At 71.4% G+C, this 19,044-nt stretch carries 19 protein-coding genes; 7 read left to right on the top strand and 12 right to left on the bottom strand.

All coding sequences use genetic code 11. The features are described 5' to 3' along the window. Positions 1-5: 5 nt before the first annotated feature. Together ACESMR_RS06835 and rpsU are read right to left on the bottom strand one after the other, a co-directional pair. Positions 6-458, bottom strand: coding sequence for a GatB/YqeY domain-containing protein (locus ACESMR_RS06835; RefSeq protein WP_373046206.1), 453 nt, complete (start codon positions 456-458; stop codon positions 6-8). Between the two features lie 123 nt (positions 459-581). Next, positions 582-779 (bottom strand): 30S ribosomal protein S21, encoded by a 198-nt coding sequence (gene rpsU / locus ACESMR_RS06830; RefSeq protein ID WP_373046205.1) that lies wholly within the window; start codon positions 777-779, stop codon positions 582-584. A 350-nt stretch (positions 780-1,129) separates the two neighbouring features. Here rpsU and ACESMR_RS06825 point away from each other — a divergent pair, with 350 nt between their 5' ends. Beyond that, a complete protein-coding gene (locus ACESMR_RS06825) occupies positions 1,130-1,999 on the top strand; it encodes a DMT family transporter (RefSeq protein WP_373046203.1) in 870 nt (289 codons plus the stop codon). Positions 2,000-2,162: 163 nt separating this feature from the next. On the opposite strand, the gene ACESMR_RS06820 is transcribed toward ACESMR_RS06825, so the two are convergent. The 5 genes from ACESMR_RS06820 to ACESMR_RS06800 form a co-directional block, all read right to left on the bottom strand. Then, on the bottom strand, positions 2,163-3,188 hold the full coding sequence (locus ACESMR_RS06820) for a hypothetical protein (protein WP_373046202.1): 1,026 nt from the start codon (positions 3,186-3,188) through the stop codon (positions 2,163-2,165). 10 nt (positions 3,189-3,198) lie between these two features. Next, complete coding sequence (locus tag ACESMR_RS06815) at positions 3,199-4,320, bottom strand: M23 family metallopeptidase (RefSeq protein WP_373046199.1); 1,122 nt, start codon at positions 4,318-4,320, stop codon at positions 3,199-3,201. A 205-nt stretch (positions 4,321-4,525) separates the two neighbouring features. Beyond that, positions 4,526-4,849, bottom strand: coding sequence for an HU family DNA-binding protein (locus ACESMR_RS06810; RefSeq protein ID WP_373046197.1), 324 nt, complete (start codon positions 4,847-4,849; stop codon positions 4,526-4,528). Positions 4,850-4,933: 84 nt separating this feature from the next. Next, on the bottom strand, positions 4,934-6,217 hold the full coding sequence (locus ACESMR_RS06805; RefSeq protein ID WP_373046195.1) for a YhjD/YihY/BrkB family envelope integrity protein: 1,284 nt from the start codon (positions 6,215-6,217) through the stop codon (positions 4,934-4,936). Then, entirely contained in the window at positions 6,214-8,250 is a 2,037-nt protein-coding gene (locus ACESMR_RS06800) for a ribonuclease E/G (protein ID WP_373046194.1), read from the bottom strand. Before ACESMR_RS06800 ends, ACESMR_RS06805 begins: the two co-directional genes overlap by 4 nt. Positions 8,251-8,871: 621 nt before the next feature. Here ACESMR_RS06800 and ACESMR_RS06795 point away from each other — a divergent pair. Both ACESMR_RS06795 and ACESMR_RS06790 read left to right on the top strand, forming a co-directional pair. Next, a complete protein-coding gene (locus tag ACESMR_RS06795) occupies positions 8,872-10,197 on the top strand; it encodes an MATE family efflux transporter (protein ID WP_373046193.1) in 1,326 nt (441 codons plus the stop codon). A gap of 200 nt (positions 10,198-10,397) precedes the next feature. Further along, positions 10,398-10,607, top strand: a complete 210-nt coding sequence (locus ACESMR_RS06790; RefSeq protein WP_373046191.1) for a hypothetical protein — start codon at positions 10,398-10,400, stop codon at positions 10,605-10,607. A 55-nt stretch (positions 10,608-10,662) separates the two neighbouring features. On the opposite strand, the gene ACESMR_RS06785 is transcribed toward ACESMR_RS06790, so the two are convergent. Continuing rightward, positions 10,663-11,094 carry a DUF2203 domain-containing protein gene (locus ACESMR_RS06785; RefSeq protein ID WP_373046190.1) on the bottom strand — a complete coding sequence of 144 codons (432 nt, stop codon included), beginning with the start codon at positions 11,092-11,094 and terminating at the stop codon, positions 10,663-10,665. Between the two features lie 158 nt (positions 11,095-11,252). Between ACESMR_RS06785 and ACESMR_RS06780 the strand changes: the two genes are divergently transcribed. Beyond that, on the top strand, positions 11,253-12,917 hold the full coding sequence (locus tag ACESMR_RS06780) for a hypothetical protein (RefSeq protein WP_373046188.1): 1,665 nt from the start codon (positions 11,253-11,255) through the stop codon (positions 12,915-12,917). Between the two features lie 82 nt (positions 12,918-12,999). Here ACESMR_RS06780 and ACESMR_RS06775 read toward each other — a convergent pair whose 3' ends face one another. Beyond that, a complete protein-coding gene (locus ACESMR_RS06775; RefSeq protein ID WP_373046187.1) occupies positions 13,000-14,325 on the bottom strand; it encodes a two-component regulator propeller domain-containing protein in 1,326 nt (441 codons plus the stop codon). 238 nt (positions 14,326-14,563) lie between these two features. After that, positions 14,564-15,427 carry a universal stress protein gene (locus ACESMR_RS06770; RefSeq protein WP_373046186.1) on the bottom strand — a complete coding sequence of 288 codons (864 nt, stop codon included), beginning with the start codon at positions 15,425-15,427 and terminating at the stop codon, positions 14,564-14,566. A 146-nt stretch (positions 15,428-15,573) separates the two neighbouring features. Here ACESMR_RS06770 and ACESMR_RS06765 point away from each other — a divergent pair, with 146 nt between their 5' ends. Next, entirely contained in the window at positions 15,574-16,194 is a 621-nt protein-coding gene (locus ACESMR_RS06765; RefSeq protein WP_373046185.1) for a hypothetical protein, read from the top strand. Positions 16,195-16,203: 9 nt separating this feature from the next. Here the strand turns inward: ACESMR_RS06765 and ACESMR_RS06760 are convergent, their stop codons facing one another. Continuing rightward, the gene (locus ACESMR_RS06760; protein ID WP_373046183.1) at positions 16,204-16,521 is read right to left on the bottom strand and encodes a hypothetical protein; all 318 of its coding nucleotides are present in this window, start codon (positions 16,519-16,521) and stop codon (positions 16,204-16,206) included. Between the two features lie 151 nt (positions 16,522-16,672). Here ACESMR_RS06760 and ACESMR_RS06755 point away from each other — a divergent pair, with 151 nt between their 5' ends. Next, a complete protein-coding gene (locus ACESMR_RS06755; RefSeq protein ID WP_373046181.1) occupies positions 16,673-17,122 on the top strand; it encodes a GAF domain-containing protein in 450 nt (149 codons plus the stop codon). A 109-nt stretch (positions 17,123-17,231) separates the two neighbouring features. Beyond that, a complete protein-coding gene (locus ACESMR_RS06750) occupies positions 17,232-18,188 on the top strand; it encodes a hypothetical protein (protein ID WP_373046180.1) in 957 nt (318 codons plus the stop codon). 56 nt (positions 18,189-18,244) lie between these two features. Here the strand turns inward: ACESMR_RS06750 and trmB are convergent, their stop codons facing one another. After that, positions 18,245-18,919, bottom strand: a complete 675-nt coding sequence (gene trmB, locus ACESMR_RS06745; RefSeq protein ID WP_373046178.1) for a tRNA (guanine(46)-N(7))-methyltransferase TrmB — start codon at positions 18,917-18,919, stop codon at positions 18,245-18,247. Positions 18,920-19,044 lie beyond the last annotated feature (125 nt).

The following is a 19,044-nucleotide window of genomic DNA, read 5'->3' as shown; positions in this document are numbered from 1 at the left end:
TCGCTTCAGGTGGCGAGCTTCTGCTTGACCAGGTCGGCCGCCACCTTGCCGTCGGCGCGACCCTGGATCCGGGGGGTGAGCACCTTCATCACCTTCCCCATGTCCCTGGGGCCCTCTGCCCCTGCCTCCGCGATCGCGTCGGCGACGGCCTTCTCGAGCTCCGCCGCGGTGAGCTGCTCGGGGAGGTAGTGCTGGAGAACGGCGATCTCCGCCTTCTCCTTGTCGGCGAGGTCGGACCTGCCGGCCTTCTCGTACTCGGTGACGGAGTCGCGCCGCTTCTTGATCTCGGAGGTGATGACCTGGAGGATCCCGGCGTCGTCGAGGGGACCTGCAGCACCGGGCTCGGTCTCCTTGTACTTCATCGCCGACTTGATCATCCGGACCGTGGACAGCTTCAAGCTGTCCTTCTCCCGGAGCGCCGTCTTCATGTCCGCGTCGAGCTGCTCGCGAAGTGCCATGCGGTATCGCCCTCGTCTTCGGAAATTCGATCGCCTGAACGGCCACGCGCCCGAGGACCGTTCTACCGGTCACCGGGCGCGCAACGAGCACCCTCCGAGAGAGGGCGCGGAGCAACTGAAGCCTTAGAAGCCCGCCTTGCGGAGCTTCTTGAGGGCCCGCTTCTTGGCAGCGAGGGCCTTCTTCTTCTTCTTGACGGAGGGCTTCTCGTAATGCTCACGCTTGCGGATCTCGGAGAGGATACCCGCCTTCTCGCACTGCTTCTTGAAGCGCTTCATCGCGTTCTCGAAGCTTTCGCCTTCCTTCACGCGCACACCCGGCATTCAGTACACCTCCCCTCGCAGCCGTTAAACGAGCGCGCCGCTCTGTGGGGCGCGCATCGAAGCAAAGTGTTTAACCAGCAGGTGACCGGTTCGCCACCGGCCAGCCGCTCGGAAACCCGCGACTCTAGGGAAAAAATGCCTCCTGTCAAGGAGGGATTCCGGCCCCGGCGGGGCGTGGGCCCCGTCGCGTGGGGGGAGGCCTTACCCTCCATCGACCCCCCGGGTCAAGATGCACCACGCGATCGCATTGCATGAATCGCCGATTGCTCCCCTTGCTCGCGCCCCCACCCCCCGTGCAAGCTGCGCCTCCTTCGAGCGAGGAAGCGCCCGTGCCCCGTGCAGCAGCCTGGATGAGCCTCAGCCTCGGTCTGCTCGCCGTCTCCACGGCAGGCCCCTTCCTCGTGATGGCGCATGTCGACGCCTACGCCCTCGTCCTCTTCCGCCTCGCCTGCGCCGGCCTCCTCCTCCTCGGCTGGAGCGCCGCCCGGGGCGAGCTCGCCAGCGCCCGCCCGCACCTCCGCCGCCTCGCCTGGGGCGCGCTGCTCCTCGCCGCCCACTTCGCGCTCTGGGTGAAGGCCTTCGATCTCACCGACTACGCCTCGAACCTGCTCCTCCTCGTGGCGCAGCCGGCGATGGCGGCGGTCGTCGGTTTCTGGATCGGGGAGCGTCCCGGCAGGGACGTCTGGATCTCCCTCGCGCTCGCTGCCTCGGGGCTAGCGATCATCGCCGGCGGCGACCTCCGCCTGGGACCGGCGGCGCTCCTCGGGGACCTGCTCTGCATCCTCGCCGGCCTCGCGATCACGCTCTTCATCCCGGTGACCCGCAGGTCCCGGGCCGAGATGCCGCTGACCGCCTTCCTCGGCATCGTCTTCACCTTCGGCGCGGTGCTGGTGGCGCCGGTGGTCCTCCTCGCCGGCGACCGCGTCCTCGACTACCCGCCTGCCTCGTGGGCCTGGGTCGCGGCGCTGGTGCTCGTGCCCACGATCCTCGGCCACGGGCTGATGAACCACGCCGCCCGCCACGTGAAGCTCTTCACCCTGAACCTGGTGATCGTGCTCGAGCCCGCGATCGGCATCGCCCTGGGCGCCTTCCTCTTCGGCGCCACGGTGACCCCGCTGCAGCTCGGCGGCGGCGTCCTCCTCGCCGCTGCGGTGGTGGTGGGGCTGCGCCAGGAGCGCGCGCCGCGGCAGGCGCCTGCCGCAGGCGTCGCGGCGTCCTGAGCCCGGCCACCCGGCGGTGGAGATCCGGGCCAGCTCCCTGCATCCCCTGGCGAAGAAGCGCTCGTGGACCTTCGGATCCGGGCGAGCGCGCGCAGGATCCGGATCGGGCGCTGCGCCTGCGCGAGGGCGTCGTCGAGCGCGTGCCAGGAGGCTGCTGCGGTGCTCATCGCCTGCTGCGCTGCAGCAGCGGCTGCACCACCTCGCGGCGCTCGCATTGCTCCAGCTGGTGGAGGAGCTCGAGCACCTGCGGATCGTGGGGGATCTCGTCGGGCGTGCGGCCTTCGGCGTTCAAATCGGAGGGGTCGCGCTCGATCTGGTGGGAGGGGACGACGAGGTCGTTGATGTCGACCTCGATCGGCCTCTGCCTGCAATCCTCGTCGTCGGGATGCTGGGCGCAGCGGTGCAGCCCCTGGAGCAGGCGCAGCGCGGCCACGTCCTCCTCGCTCTCGACGTAGCCGAAGGTGTCGCGCTCGGCTGCGGTGCGGCGGATGAAGTTCTTCCGCTTGTCGAGGAGGCGCCGCAGCGGAGCGCAGGCGTCGGTCTCCTCGGGAGCCGCAGCCGGCGCCGCAGCCTCGGCCGCAGGCGCCTCCGTATCGGGCGCCGCGGCCACCACCGCTGCAGGCGCGGCCTCGGATGGCGCTGCCTCTGCAGCAGGCGCCTGTGTCTCCGTACCGCCGCCGATGAAGGCCCAGGACTCGCCCTCGTCCACACCGCCGACCGACACGCCGCGCATCAACTCCCGCAAGGTCGGCTCGCGCTGGGGCGCCTCCTCGGCTTCCACGGCGCCGGACGGCGCGTGCGCCGCGGACGCCTCCTCCACCGCAGCGAAGCCGCCCTCGTCGCCCCCGCCCTCGTGCAGCTCGACCCCGCGCATCAGCTCCCGCAGCGTCGGCTCCCTGGCGGGCGCCTCCGCCTCGGCCCAAGCCGCCGCAGCGCCCTCGTCGAGAACGACGTCGACGGGAACGGGCGGAGCCACCGCCGCGCCGGCAGAAGGGGCGCCGCCGAGAAACGACGGCACCTCGTCCGCCTCGGGCAGCGGCAGATCACCTGCCGCCGGAACGACCGGCGCAGGCCGCTCTGCCAGAACCGCCACCGCCGGCGCGGGCGCAGCCGCAGGGGCAGGCGCCTCCGCCCGGGAACAGCCGGCGCCGAGGAGCAGAACGAGTAGGGGGAGCGCAGAACGCCGCATGGCGCACAAGCTACCGGGTCGCCCCGGCGGGCACCACTTTCGGGCCCTCGCTCGCCGGGTCGGCGGCAGCCGCCCCGCCGACCATCGGCCGGGTGAAGTCGAAGAGGAGCACGCTCGCCGGGTGGATGTAGTGGCCGCCGATCTTCGCCGCCCAATGCAGGTGCGGCCCGGTGACCCTGCCGCTCTTGCCGACGGTGCCGAGGAGCTCGCCGGCCTCGACCCGCTGCCCCGGCTTCACCGCGAACGAATCCATGTGGAAGTAGCCGGTGTAGAGCCCGCCGCCGTGATCGACGAAGAGGGTGCCGCCCGAGTAGTAGAGGTCGGAGGCGAGGGTCACCACGCCGGCGTTGGGCGCGCGGATCTCGTCGCCCACGTCGCCGTCGATGTCCCAGCCGTGGTGCACGCTCCTGGTCTTGCCGTTGTAGACCCGCCGGGTGCCATAGGGGGCAGTGGTGCGATCGGCGCGGGGCACGACGAAGTTGGCCGAGAAATGCGGCGCCGGCGCGGAGCCCTTGCGCCACATCGCGGCGATCGCCTCGCGATCCTTCGCCACCTGGGCTGCGGCCTTCTTCGAAAGTTTGGTGAATTTCGGGTCGACGCGGAGCTCGTCGGCGTCGAATTCGAGGGGGCGCACCTCGAGATCGATCGTGCGCTTCAGCTTCGCGCCGCCTGCCTTCACCTCCACCGCGAGGGAGGCGCCGCCGACCTTCGCGTCGTCGGGCACCGGGCCCATGCCGCGCCAGGTGCGCTCGTCGAGGCGGTGCCAGATCAGCTTCTTGCCGAGGAAGGTGCCGGTCGCGTCGGTGATCGCTGCAGGTGCCGCCACGTCGACGACCAGCAGCGCTCCCTGGTAGGGCGCGCCGGGCCAGACGCCGACGGCGAGGGGGGAGGTGGCGCCCGCGGGCTCCACCCGCACCGCGAGGGCCTGCGCCGGCAGACCGGCGAGCTCGGGATGGGCCTCGTGCGAACGGGCACCGACCGCGGGGACCGCCTCTGCCGCAGCGGCAGCCGGCGCTGGCGCAGGCGCGGAGGCCGGTGCAGGCGCGGCAGCCTGCGGCGCCGCGTCCGCGGTGACGGCGGCGAGGACGAACCCTGGCGTGGTGAGCGCTGCGAGGAGGAGGAGTCGCTTCATCGGTCTTCGGCTCTCGGAGGAATGGAGGGACGGTGCCTCCGAAAACGCCGTGGGGCGGCTCGCATTCCGGCCCGGGCCTCGATCCCCGCCCGCTGCCGCTCTCCGTGTGCCGCCCCGGCCCACATCGCCGCACAGGAACGAGAAAGGCCTGCCGGCTCTCGAAAGAGCACCGCAGGCCTCGAGGCGCACGCCTCACCCGAGACGATCAGTCGTCGTCCCCGTCGTCGTCGTCCACCGGCATCGGCTGCCCGGCGGCCCGGTTGACCCGGTCGCGCAGCTCCTTGCCGGTGCGGAAGAGGATCCCGCGCTTGGGCTTCACCGGGATCACCTCGCCGGTCTTCGGATTGCGCCCCTGGTATCCCTCGTAATGCTTCACGTGGAAGGCGCCCAGACCGCGGATCTCGATGTTCTCGCCCTTGCAGAGCGCGACCTTCATCGACTCGAAGATCGTCTCCACCGTCGCTTCCGCCTGCTTCTGGGTGATCCCCTTCTTCTGGACCAGAATGCTGATCAGGTCGGACTTGAGCATCGGCCACTCCGCGCGACGGCAGGATCTGCTGGAGGCCGCTTGGTGGCCAGCCAGGTGAGGAAGAGGCCTAAGCCTATCAAAACGTTAGGCTTTCGCAAGGGGCACGCTGCTCCCGTCGCCTACACCCCCGACGAAATGGGCGAGAGGGTGACCTTCGAGCGAGGCGGCGGCAGCTCCGTCGGCCTCCCGGAGCAGCGAAACGAGGCGCTGCACCGCTGGATCGGAGGCGAAATCCCGGGCGGAGATCTGCCCTCGGACCGCCCGCAGGACCTCGCCCAGCGAGGCCCGATCGGCGGGCACCGCGAGCGCCACCCGCTTGCCGCCGGTGACGACCAGGCCCGCGCCGCCGAGGGTTTCGGCGAGGGAGCGGACCATCCCCTCGGGCAGGCCCAGCTCCACCGCCAGGCCGTGGACGGTGGGCGCTGCCCGCCGCTCCAGCTGCACCGCGGCGAGCGCCACGGCGAAGCGCGCGGCGGAAACCTCGAGCACCCGGGCGAGCGCCTCCTCGTTGCCGGCGAGGCGCAGCGCCCGCGGGTGCTGCACGGCGAAGGCGAGCCTGCCGCCGGCGAGGACGATGAGCCAGGTGACGTAGATCCAGACGAGGAAGAGCGGGATGGCGACCAGGGGGCCGTAGAGGTAGTCGGTCCGCACGGCGTAGGCGGCGTATTGGCCGAAGCCGAGCTTCGCGAGCTCCCAGACGATCGCGGCGAGGACGCCGGCGAGGAGCGCCGGTTTCCAGCGGACCCGCGCCGCCGGGGCGATCACGTAGATCAGGGTGAGCCCCGCCGCCGAGAGCACGAGCGGAACGAGCGCGACGAGGCGCTGCTCGAAGGGCAGCCGGTAGAGCGCGGCGAGGGCGCGCAGCGCCGCGGTGGCGGCGAGGGAGAGGCCGAGGACCACCGGCCCCGCGAGGAGCAGGCCGAGGTAGCGGGGCAGCGCCTGCGCGATGGGCCGGGGCGCGTGGATGCTCCAGAGGTCGTCGAAGGCCTTCTCGATGTTGCGGAGGAGGAGGACGGCGGAGCCGAGGAGGAAGACGAGGCCGAGGCCTCCTTCTACGCCGGCTCCGGCGTTCTCGATCACCTGGGAGAGCTCGCGGACGACGCCCTCACGGACGCCGACGGCGAGGTTTTCGAGGAGGAATTGGCGGACCGGCTCCTGGAGATCGACGAGCTGCAGCGTCTGCAGCGCGTAGAGGGCCACCGCGAGCAGCGGCACCATGGAGACGATGGTCAGGTAGGTGAGCGCTGCGGCGCGGAGCAGCAATCGCTCCGCGCCGAAGCCGCGCAGCACCTCGGGCAGTGCGGCGACCACGTCGCCGGCGGAACGGCGCTGCCGCTCCGCCGGGGATCGAGCCGCTGGGCGGCTCACGCCTGGCCGGGGGGCTCGCCGCCGGCCTTGCTCGCTTCGGCGCCGGCAGCTGCTGCGGGCTCCGCGGTGGAGGCGGTGACCTCGGCAGCGCTGGCGCCGTTGCGGTGCTCGGGCACGGTGGGGAAGGGCGCCGCAGCCTGCGGTGCCTCGGAAGGCGGTGCAGCCGGAGCCGCAGCGGCGCGATCCTCGCGGCGCTCCCGCTCCTCGCGGCGTTCCTGCCTTCCTTCGCGCTCCTCGCGCTTCTCGCCCCGGCCCTCGCGCTCCTGCCGCTGCTGCGCCTGCTGCTGGCCGCCGCCGCGCTTCTCCTCCCGCTTCTCGTCCCGCTTGCCGTCCCGGCGCTGCTGCCCGCCCTGCTGCTGCTGGCGCTCGCCCTTCTTCTCCTGCTTGCCGTACAGGTCGAATTGCTCGATGTGGTAGTGCTGCTGCGGCTTCACCTGGATGGTCTTGTTGTGCTTGTCCATCAGGAAGCGCAGGGCGTCGCGCTCCTCGCCCTGGAGCAGCCGCGCCACCTCGGGGTGGCAGTTGACCACGATGAGCTGCTCGCGGAACGCCGACGATTCGCGGCGGATCTCGCGGAAGATCTCGTAGGCCACCGTCGTTTTGCTCTTCACCGTGCCGCGGCCCTCGCAATAGGGGCACGACTCGTTGAGCATCCTGCCGATCGACTCGCGCACGCGCTTGCGCGTCATCTCGACCAGGCCCAGCTCCGAGATCTTGAGGACGTTGGTCTTCGCCTTGTCGCGGCCCAGCGCCTCCTGCAAGGCCTTGAAGACCTTGTCCCGGTTCTGGGCTTTGTCCATGTCGATGAAGTCGATGATGATGATGCCGCCGATGTTGCGCAGGCGGAGCTGGTAGACGATCTCCTTGGCGGCCTCGATGTTGATCTTGGTGATCGTCTCCTCGAGCGACTTCTTGCCGACGTAGCGCCCCGAGTTGACGTCGATCGCCACCAGCGCTTCGGCCTGATCGATGATGATGTAGCCGCCGCTTTTCAGCCACACCTTGCGGGACTGCGCCCGCTGGATCTCGTGCTCGATGCCGTAGGCGTCGAAGATCGGATCCTCGCCGTCGTAGTACTCCACGTGCGACGCGAGGGCCGGATCGGTGGCCTGCACGAAGCGCATGATCCGCTCGTACTCGGCACGATCGTCGATCACCAGCTTCTCCACGTCGGCGGAGAAGAGGTCCCGGGTCGCGCGCAGCACGATGTCGAGATCGGGGTGGAGCAGGGCGGGGGCGCCGAGTTTGTCCTTCTTGCGGCCGATTTCGTTCCAGATGTGGATGAGGAAGCGCGCGTCGGCCTGCAGCTTCTCGGCGGGAACGCCGTCGGCCACGGTGCGGACGATGAAGCCCGTGCCGGGGGGGCGCAGCGCGTCGACGATCTCGCGGAGGCGGCGGCGCTCCTTCTCGTTCTCGATGCGCCGCGAGATGCCCACGTGATCGACGGTGGGCATGAAGACGAGGTGCCGCCCCGGGATGGAGATGTGGGAGGTGATCCGGGCGCCCTTGGTCCCGATGGGATCCTTGGCGACCTGGACGATGACCTCCTGGCCCTCCTTGAGGAGGTCCTGGATGTTGACCTCCTTCTTCTGGGCTTCCTTCTTCTCGCGGGCCTTCTGCTGCTGCTCGGCCTTGCTCGGCTTCGCCTCGGCCTTGCGGGCGTCGCCGTTGGCTGCGGGCGCAGCGGCCCCTTCCTCCTCCTCCTCGCCTGCGGGCGCCATCGCAGCGGCGTACTCGTCGGGAACACCCTCGTGCTCGGGGTGCTCGCCTTCGGTCAGCTCGAACTGCTGATCGGAGAAGTCGGGGTCGTAGTAGACGTCGGAGACGTAGAGGAAGGCGGCCTTGTCGAGGCCGATGTCGACGAACGCGGCCTGCATGCCGGGGAGGACCCGGACCACGCGGCCCTTGTAGATGTTGCCGACGATCCCCTTCTCTTTGTTCCGCTCGAGGTAGAACTCCGAGATCTGGCCGTTTTCGATGAGGGCAACCCGCGACTCGGAGCCCGAGGCGTTGATCACCAGAATGGAAGACATTGCGGAGCCTCGCGCGGACCTCTTCTGAGGGCCGCGCCCTGGGCGCCGGCGAAGGTTCCACGAGAGGAAACGCCCTGCAGTCGTCTCGTGTTCGGCACGGACACCGCGGGTGCGGGGCGACGGTTCGATGGGTGGGGCTGATCGACCCTCGATGTCTGCCCGGGCGGGACCCTTTCCCCTTTGCCTGCGGGGGTGGGGTGGCCGCGCTTCCTCTCCTCCCGTGCGCCTCCGGCAGCGTCCGGAGGTGATGCAGCCTTTCGAGGCTGCGAAAACCGGGCGGGAGACGCCCCCGTCCCCGCCACGAAACCCTTTTTCCCTGCAGCGGGGCCTGCGGCTTTTCGGTGCCCGGCCAGCTGCGCTCGAAGAAATCCCTTTGCCGCCGGGCCTGCTCCACACGGAGGCAGGGCAGCGGCGAACCATCCAGATCGGCGGGGATCCCCATGGGTCCCCCAGCTTTGCAGGCCGCTCCGGCCTCGGGGCCAGGGCCGCGGCCCGTCCCAGGCTTCAGAACCGAGAAGCCGGGAGTTGGAACCGAATCTGCCACCCTTCCAGCGGGGGCGCAAACGAAAGTTCGGGGCGGTTCGTGGTACAAGCGCCCGCTTTCCGGGGGTCTGCCTGGCCGTGTCGTTCCCCTCGCCCACCGTCGCAGCCCATCCTCCCTCCCTCGACCGGGCGCTGCTCCGGCTCGCCCTCCCGGCGATCGGCACGACCCTGCTCAAGGGGCTCTTCGTCCTCACCGACGCCTGGTGGTGCGGCAGGCTCGGCGCGGACGGCCTCGCCGCCTTCGGCACCGCCTCCTTCTTCGGCTGGGGCCTCACCTCCTTGAGCCTCGCCGCCTCGGTGGGCCTCGCCGCCCGGGTAGCCCGCGCCACCGGCGCCCGGGACCCGGCGACGGCGGGCCGCGCCGCCAGGGATGGCCTCGGCGCCGCCTTCCTGGTGGCGGCGGTTGCGGGCCTCGCCCTCTGGCTCGCTGCCCCGGCCCTCGTGGACTTCCAGGGCGGGAGCCCCGGCGTACGGGAACAGGCCCTCGCCTACCTCCGGGCCCTGGTGATCGGCGCGCCGGCCTGGTGCGCCCACGACGCGGCGGACGCAGCTCTCCGCGCCACCGGAGACACCAGAACCCCTGCCCGCGCCGGCCTCGTGGCGGTGCTCGCCAACTTCCTCATCGATCCGCTCCTCATCTTCGGATGGGGGCCGCTGCCGGGCTTCGGGGTCGCCGGGGTGGGGTTCGCCACCGGCCTCTCCCAGACCGGCACCGCCCTCTATCTCTGGTCGGTGGTGCGGCGCAGGCAGGGGCTCGCCAGCGGGCGTCCCACCGCAGGCGGCATCGCCGCCACCCTTCGGATCGGCACCCCCTCGGCGCTCCTTGGCGCTGGCTTCGCCGGCATCTACGTGGGGATCACGCCGCAGGTGGCTGCCTTCGGCACCGCGCAGCTCGCCGCCATGGCCATCGGCCACCGCTGCGAGTCGGTGGTCTACCTGGCCTCGGTGGGCTACGCCGGGGCGGCGCAGGCGCTGGTGGGGCAGGCGCTCGGCGCCGGCGATGTGGTGCGGGCCCGGGCGGTGGCGGTCCGCGCCGCGTGGCACGGCGGCCTGTGGGCTGCGGCCTGCTCGGTGGTGCTGGCCCTCGGCGGCGCCACCTTCGCCCGCTTCTTCACAGCCGATCCCGCTTCCATCGCCGCTGGGGCGACCTATCTCGCGATCGTCGCGCTCTCGCTGGCGCCGCAGACGGTGGAGCAGGTCCTCACCGGCGCCTTCGAGGGGGCAGGCGACACGCTCCCGCCGCTCTGGGTGGGCGTCGTCGCCCACGGGGCGAGGCTGCCGCTCATCCTGCTCGCGACCTCCCTCGGCCTCGGCGTCGAGGCGATCTGGTGGGTCATCGCCGGCTGCTCGGTGGCGGCGGGCCTCGTCCTCGCCGCAATCTTCGCGCGGCGGCGCTGGCGGTAGCGCTTACAGGGTGCCGCAGGGCCCGTTGCAAGAATGCCGGGGCCTCGGAGCGGCACCCTGTAAAAACGTAAGGCCGCCAGGCAGGCGAGCGGGCCCAAACCCGCGCTGCGGCGTCGTTGGGCGCTGGCACGCCGGCTGCTTTGCCTCCACGCAACCAAGCGGCCACAACCCTTCACCAACCGGCCGCCCCGGAGGACGTCATGAGCCGTGGCACCAGCGCAGCAGCCCGCATCCAGCCCGCCCCCGTCGCCAGCGTCCGCAGCGGCAAGCGCATCCGGACCACGCTGGGCGACCTGATCGCTGCGGCCTACGACGCCATCGGCCCGGACGCCACCGCCGAGGACGTGGCCCGCCTCCTCCGCCACGCGGAACTCGCCGACGGCCTCCGCCCCGCCGTCGAAATCGACTGAAAGAGGGCATCGCCGTGGCGCGCGAGACGCACGGGCTGCAGCGCGGCGGCACCGATCAGTTGAGGAAGGCCTGCTCGAAGCGGCCGGGGTTCTCGATCGCCCGGCGGCCGCCGAAGCCTTCCGCCAGCTCGTGCCAGTGGGAGATGCTCGTCTCGCCGAAGCGCCAGCAGAGGTGGACCGGACGCCCGCTGCGGCGGGTGGGAAAATCCACCAGGCCATCCGGGCGCTTCACCTCGATCCCCTGTTCGAGCACGCTGCCGATCCCTTCGCGGATGCGCTGGACCGCCTCGTCGCGGGCCTCCCGCATCTGCCGGTGATCGGCTGGCAGCTCCTCGGGAACGATGGCCCCTGGCGGCGACGCGTCGCCGCGGGCAGCCAGCTGCTCGGTGAGCTGCGCCGCCAGCACCATCGCCGCGCGGACCTCCTCGAAGGTGTGCTGGAGGAAGGGGACGAGTCGATTCGCTTCTTCGATGGAGAAGGTTCGCATCACCCCCACCACTTAACGCAGCATCGCAGCGCGTCAACCGCGCCCTCGCCTTGACACACTCGGTCGCTTCCCGACACAGTCGTGCGCCTGCTCGCTGGATTTGCGAAGAGACGAGGGCGCACCCCGCACCGGGAGTGTGTCCGCGAGGAGCGTTACGTATGCGGAAGCTTCTTACGGCAGTGATTCTCGCCGCCAGCGCCGGCCTCGTGGCCTGTGGCGGCGGCGACGGTGGTGGTGGTGGCGGCAGCACGGGTGGCAGCGGCGGCTCCGGGGCGACCGGGGGCGCTGGTGGCGCCGGCGGCTCCGGCGGTGCCGGTGGCGGCGAGACCGGGGTCTGCGGCGACGGCGTGGTCGACGATGGCGAGGATTGCGACGAGGGTGACACCCAGCCCGGCGACGGCTGCTCCCCCGAGTGCACCTTCGAGCAGAACAGCTGCGCCACGCCCCTCAACTTCAACGCCGTCGGGCAGCTCGACGCGAACCGCATCCGCGTCCACCAGGGCAAGCTCCCTGCCGCGAGCTCGACCTTCGAGGCGAGCTGCGGCGGCGACGGCGCCGAGGTCTTCTACTCCTACACCGCGGGCAACAACGGCAACCTGATCTGGGGCGCCGCCCCTGCCGGCCAGATCGTCGTCTCGCTCCACAGCGACTGCGCCGACACCTCCAACGAGCTCGCCTGCAACGTGGCCTCCGGCCAGATCAACGCGGGCCAGCTCCGGGTCGAGAAGGACCAGGTCCTCTACTTCGTGATCGACTCGCAGGCGACCGCGCAGGAGATCGAGTACGCGCTCGGCGCGATCCTGGTGCCGGTCTTCCAGGAGGGCGAGACCTGCCCCTCGCCGAACCTGCCGCCCGAGCAGTACGGCGCCTGCGACGAGGGCCTGCGCTGCGCCAGCGTGAACTTCGAGTGGGTCTGCGTGCCCAACAACGCGCCGACGATCACCGGCGCCACCGCGAACCGCGTCGGCAACGACCTCATCTTCTCGGTGGACGGCGGCGACGAGGACGGTGACGCCACCGGCGTCAACGTGAAGTTCCGCGACCAGGCCGGCGACGTGATCCCGCTCGAGGGGATCCAGCCGACGCCCGTCGAGGAGGTCTTCATCGCCTTCGATCCCGCGGTGACCGGCCGCAAGACCTTCACCGGTGGCCGCACCATCGAGGGCTTCTTCCAGGCGATCCCCGCTGCAGCTGCAGCGGTGCGCCTCGACATCACCCTCGTCGACTCGGGCAAGATGACGAGCGACACGATCCAGACCGAGCTCATCCGGCCGCCGCTGGTGGGCGAGGGCGAGGGTTGTGATCCCGAGGGCCTGCTCAACCGCTGCGCCGACGACCAGCTCTGCGAGACGGTCGACGTCGCCCCGGTCTGCGTCACCCTCCAGACCCTGCGCGTCAACGCCTGCGGCGACGCGGCGGTCGCCACCGTCGGCGGCCTCCACACCGGCAACGTCACCGGCGGCGCCCGCAGCCTCTACGAGCCGCCCGCCTCCTGCGGCGTCGAGCAGTGGGGCTACCCGGGCCTCCTCCCGGAGAGCCTGGTCAAGATCGTCCTCGAGTCGGACGTGGCTTCGCTCACGATCAGCACCGAGAGCGAGAACACCCTGATCGACACCGTGCTCTACGTCTACGCGGGCTGCGGTGAGGACAACGGCGCGGGCCTCGCCTGCAACGACGACGTCGACGTGAACACCGGCAACTTCCTCTCGCGGGTGGAGCTGACCAACGTCGCTGCGGGCGAGTATCTCGTGGTGGTCGACACCTGGCCGAACCAGGACGGCACCACCGGTGGCGCGTTCGACCTGACGGTGACCGCGGAGTAGGCGCTCGCCGAGAATGCCCGGTAGAACGAGAAGGCCCCGCCGACAACGCGGGGCCTTCTCCGTTTCACGACCGGCAGCAGCGTCAGGGGCCGTCGTAGATCGCAGCGCCCACCGAGGTGCCGATGAGCACCCGCCGCGGGCTCGTGCTCCGGTCGATGCTCACCGACATCGGCGTGCCGAGCAGCCCGCTGGCGGGGTTGAGCGTGTTGCTGAACCGCCCGTTCTTCAGCCGCACCACGCCTGCGTCGGTCGCCACCCAGAGGCTGCCGTCGGTGTCGAGAGCGATGTCGTAGACGCGGTTGTCGGGGAGCCCCTGCCCGGTCTGCAGGTAGGACCAGCTGCCGTCCGCCGCCATGTGGGCGAGGCCGTTGCCGAAACTGCCGGCCCAGATCCCGCCGTTGCCGTCGTCGACGATCGCCATCGTCCAATCGTCGGCCTTCGCGTCGAGGGCGACGCCCTCCGGCCAGATGTCGACCTCCGGCTCGAACCGCGCCCAGAATTGCCCGCCTTCGTCGGCGTAGCGGAGCAGGCCGCCCTTGTGGGCGCCCGCCATCCAGATGTTGCCGTTCGGGGCCAGCGCCAGCCCACGGAAGTCGCCGGTCCTGTCGGTGCCGTCCCGCCAGATCGCCGTGTGCTGGTGCTCCTGGATCTCGTTGAAACGCTTGCTCCACATCGCCACGCCGTGGTTGCAGCCGAACCAGACGTCGCCGGCCCAGGTCCCGTCGAGCACCGGCACGATCTCGTAGCACGTGCGGAGCAGGTCGCGTCCGTCGGGGTAGCCGGGCTCGACGCCCGGGGGCGTCGAGATGTCGTAGTGGCGGACCAGCTCGAGCCCGCCGCCGTCGAGCTGGAAGAGATCCACGTCGCCGCTCTTGGCGATCTCGGGCGGATCGTCGAAATAGTTCGAGTCGGGGAAGAGCCCCTCGTAGCCGACCCAGACCTGCCCGTCCCTGCCGCCTGCAACGGCGATGGTCTTGTAGGGCGCGACGCCGTCGCCGTCGTCGAAGCTCTCCCACGTCTCGCTGCCTGCGCGCAGCAGGAGCAGGCCCGCCTCGTTCGCCGCCCAGACGTTGCCGCCGCGGTCCGCGGCGATCGAGCGCACCGGACCGGGCACGCCGTTGCCGGCCCGCCAGAAGCGGAGGTTCTCGCCGGTGTTGATGTCGGGCGGCGGGCCGCCGCTGCCGCCGGCTCCACCCTCGCCGCCAGCGCCGCCGCTGCCACCTGCAGCGATGCCGCCCAGCCCGCCGCTGCCGCCGCTGCCGCCCATGCCGCCGCTGCCGCCCATGCCGCCGACGGCGCCGCTGCCGCCGAGCCCGCCGGTGCCGCCGTCGCCACCTGCACCGCCGCCCACCGGATCCCGGTCGACCACGTCGCCCTCGGACGGCGAGCAGGCGACGGCCAGCGCCACCGCGCATGCGATTGCCCACGCTCCCTGTAGCTTCCTGCCTGGCACGCGCACTCCTCCCGACCACCCAGCAAGGCGGTCTTCGCTGCGGGTCTCGAGGAGCAAAGGCTGCGCCGACGGGAAAAGGCTGCCGCAGCTGGGCAGAAGCGGCGCCGGGTGGGAAGCGGCGGGGAACGGATGGGAAAGGATCTGCCCCGGGGGTGAAGCGGGAGACCGCATGGGGCGGACGAGCCCTCGCCTGCTACTTCACCACCAGGACCGGCCGCATCGACCGCGCGGCGACCCGGTCGGAGACGCCGCCGATGAACCGGCGCCGCGCCGGGGTGCGGCCCCGGGCGCCGATCACGATCAGGTCGACGTCCCACGCGTCGCCGAGGGCGAGGATCCGATCGCCCGCCTTGCCGAGCTCGAAGGTCTTGCGAGCCACCTTGCCGCCGGCGTCGGTGATCCGGCGCGCCGCCTCCTGCATCTCGCGCACCTCCGGCTCCCCGGCGAGCTGCTGCACCTCGGCGCCGCTCAGCGGCAGCCCCTGCGGCGGCATCGGGAAGGAGGGACGCAGCACCCAGACCAGGTGGACCTCGGCGCCGGTGTGGGCAGAGAGATCCGCCGCCGCATCCACCGCCTGCAGCGAGCCGGGGGTGCCGTCGAAGCCCACGAGCAGCCGCTGCAGCAGCGGCCCGCGGCTCGAGCCCTCGCGCACCACCAGCACCGGGCAATCGGATTCCCGCAGGACCGCTGCGGAGACCGAGCCCAGCTTGAGCCGGTGTTTGCCGCTCCCCACGCAGATCAGCCGGCCCTCCCGCCCCCGCTCGCAGCGCCCGAGGATCGACTCGACCACCGGGCCGTCGACCACCTCCGCCCGCCGCAGCGGCACGTTGCGGCTGATCACCGTCTCGGCGGAGCGCAGATCGGCCAGGCGCCGCTCGTGCTCCGTCTCCGGCTCCGCCCCGGTGATTCCGAGGCGCGTGGCCAGATCGGTCCGGGGCGGTGCCACCGCCACCAGCTCGAGGGAGCCGCCCTCAGCCGCTGCGACCTCGGCGCCGAGCGCCGCCGCCCGGAAGGAGGCGGGCGATCCGTCGATGGCTGCCGTCACCTGCTCGAACATGAAGCCCTCCGCTACCCGGAAAAAGTGGACACGGCGCCGTCGGCCTGCGGGCTGCGGGGGCTCGCTCCTGCGCCGTGCGCCGGGCTGGCCGTGGCTTGTCGGCGCAGCGCGGCATTCCGCACCTTCCGATCCAAAGGAGGCCGCACATGAATGCATCGATGGGAGAGAGGCGCACCGGCTTGCGCTGGGCCGCGATCTTCGCCGGCACCGTGCTCGCGGTGGCGACCGCGTGGACCGGTGAGCTGCTCGGCAGCTTGATTGCCCTGATCGAGCCGGGGGAGAGCTCGGCCTGGGGCTGGCTCGGCGGGATCGTCACCCTGGGCATGGTGGTGGTCGGGGCGCTGGTCGGTGGCTACGTCGCCGCGCGGACCGCAGGCGCCGATTCCCGCACCAGCGGCCTGCTCCACGGGCTCCTGGTCTGGGGGCTCTACGGCACCGCGAGCGCCACGCTCTTCGCCATCCTCGGCGGCAACCTCGCCCTGGTGGCGGGAGCGACCGCCGGCGCGATCCGGCTGGCGATCGGCTTCGCGATGCTCGCGCTGTTCGGCGCGCTCTTCGGCGCCGCTGCCGGCGGCGTGATCGGCGCCGGTGCGCAGCCCGGCGCCCTGCTCCGCAGGGGACGCCGCTGGGCCGGTGGCCGCGGCGAGGCCCGCACCGCCCGCGTCGAGGTGCCCGCGCAGCAGCAGCAGCAGCAGCCGCGGGCGGAGGGGCCGGGGATCTACACCACCCCCGCCGACCGAGGCGACGTGCCGCCCTCGGTGCACTAGATTCCCGCTCTACTGCGCCGCCTCGCTGGTCTGGGGGCGGCGCAGCAGCGACCAGAGGGCGTAGATGCCGAGCACCGTGCCCACCGGGAAGGAGAGCAGCGCCAGCACGCCGAGGAGGATCGCGGCGACGCGGACCCGGGGATCGTGCAGGCGCAGCCGCCAGCCGACCCAGGCATAGGCCACCGAGACGACGACGGTCGAGAGCCAGTAGAGCCAGGGCACCGCCAGCTCGATCTTGCCGTAGATCGCGATGCCGATGGCGCCGACCAGCTGCAGCACCGCCCAGGCGATGTAGAGCAGGCCGAGGATCCTGCGATGGTCCCGCATGAGGAGCTCCTTTCGCGCGCGCCCTCGTAGAGCGAGCGGCTGTTCGAAGAAGCTCTGCACGTGGCGCGGGGCCCGCAGCGGGCGGCACGGGGCACGCCTGCCTGCCCGCATCGCTGGATGCGGCCGCGCCCACCGGCTATCGTGCGCCTCCATGCTCGACGCCCAGCCCATCCTCGACGCACTCGCCCGGATCACGACGGGTCCCGGCTCCGCTCCGGAGAAGCGCCGCGCCTTCGTGCGGCAACTCCAGCGGGCGAGGCCCCTCTACACCGGCATCTACCTCTACGTGCTGCGGGGGGAGGCCCTGGTCCTCGGCGAATACGTGGGCAGGCCCACCGAGCACACCAGCATCCCGGTGGGCGCCGGGATCTGCGGCGCCTCGGCGCGCAGCGGCAGGACGCTGGTGGTGGACGACGTCCTCTCGGACGAGCGCTACATCGCCTGCTCGGTGGAGACCCGGAGCGAGATCGTGGTGCCGGTGAAGCGCGGCGGCCGCTACCTCGCCCAGATCGACATCGACTCCGATCGGCCCGCGGCCTTCGGTCCGAAGGACCGCTGGCTCCTCGAGCGGGCGGCGGCGCTCCTCGCGCCGCTCTACTGATCACGCGCGCCGCGTGCGAGCAGGCTTGAATGCGCGGCGCCGGGCGATTAGTTTCGGCCGCTTTCCTTCCCGCGCGCGATCGAGCGGCGCGGTGCGACTGGAAGGCGGCATGCGGCTCAAGGTCTGCTACCACGACAATTGCTTCGACGGGCTCGCTTCGGCGGCGACGTTCACCCGCTTCTACAAGGAGCGCATCGACGCATCGGCCGAGGTCACCTACCAGGGACTCGCCCACCGCGCCGGCGACGCCTTCGGGCCGAACCTCTTCGACGGCGACGTGAACGCGATCGTCGACTTCCGCTACACGCAGAACCCGGGCCTCACCTGGTTCTTCGACCACCACATCTCCGCCTTCCAGGAGCCCGGCGACGAGGCGCATTTCCGCGCGGACCACACCGGGAGGAAGTTCTGGGACCCGCAGGCGAAGAGCTGCACGAAGTTCCTGGCGAAGATCGCCACCGAGCGCTTCGGCTGGGATGCGGGCCCGATGCGCGAGCTCATCGACTGGGCTGAGCTCATCGACGGCGCCCAGTTCCCCGACGCGAAGATGGCGGTGGAGCTCGAGGAGCCGGCGCTCCGCCTGATGACGATGATCGAGGCGGAGAAGGACGCGGGCGTGCTCCACGGGCTGATCGGGCGGCTGCAGCACGAATCGCTCGAGCAGCTCGCGAGTGCACCCGAGTACGCCAGCCGGATCGAGCCGCTCCTCGCCAGGCACCAGACGAACGTCGAGCTGATCCGCGAGCGCTCCCGCCTCGAGGGCGGCGTGGTCTTCTACGACATCGCCGACCAGGGCATCGACACCGTGAACAAATTCATCCCCTACTACCTGCATCCCGACTGCCGGTACGGGGTGAACGTCACCGCGTCGAAGAAGCGCGCCAAGGTCTCGATCGGATCGAATCCCTGGGCGAAGGTGCCGCGGACCCACGACCTCGCCAGGCTCGCCGAGAAATTCGGCGGCGGCGGCCACCCGGTGGTGGCGGCGATCTCCTTCCCGCCCGACGCCCTGGAGAAGGCCCGCGCCGCCGCAGCGGAGATCGCGGCGACGCTGCGCGGGGGTTGAAGCGGGAGCCGCCCCAAACGACGAAGGCCGCCTTCGCGGGGCGGCCTTCGTCGTTTCTACCGCCTGCGCTGCTCCGGTCCCACCGTGGTCTCGGGGAGCGGCGCCTGCGCCCGGTGGGGCGGCGCTGCGGTGCGGCCGAATTTGTAGCGATAGATCGGCTCGCCGCGGGCGAGGTAGCCGCGCTCGCGGGTGGAGGGGACCTCGCTCGGATCGTAGGGGGCGAGCTGCCCGGCGCCGAAGCGGTTGACGAAGCCCACCGCCTCGAGCGCAGCGGCCATCTCCACGCCGCGGCCCTCCACGTCGGTGCGGACCTCGAGGAGCCCGTCCAGCCGGAGCAGGTTGTAGAGGAGGATCGAGAACTCGTCCTCCACCAGCCGCCTGCCGTGGTGCTTCTTCTTCCACCACGGGTCGGGGAACTGGATGTGGAAGACGTCGACGGAGCGGGGCGCGAAGATCCGGGGCAGCACCACCTTGGCGTCGGCGGCGAAGCAGCGCAGGTTGGTCAGACCCCGCGCCTCCCCCTTCTCTGCGGTCTCGCGCGCGAATTTCCTGCGGACCTCGAAGGCGACGAGGTTCACCTCGGGGTGGGCGGCGCTGTGGCCGAGGGCGAAGCCGCCCTGGCCGGAGCCGATCTCCACCTCGAGGGGCGCCGGCCTTCCGAAGACCTTCGACCAGTCGAGGAGGCTGGCGAGGTCGAGGGGCCCACGGGGATCGCGACTTGTCTCCATCATGGCCCGGCCTCTACCACGGGCGCAGGGGAGGGAGCGAGGCCTTGCCGCCGTCGAACGTTGGAAGTCCTCGCGTTTCCTCGGACTTCCGATGTTCGAGCCCCTGCCTGCGTGCCTGGAAGCTTCTC

It is taken from the genome of Vulgatibacter sp., from assembly GCF_041687135.1.
Lineage (GTDB): Bacteria > Myxococcota > Myxococcia > Myxococcales > Vulgatibacteraceae > JAWLCN01.
The sequence above is the reverse complement of the archived record's forward strand: the minus strand, read 5'-3'. Positions and strand labels throughout refer to the sequence as shown.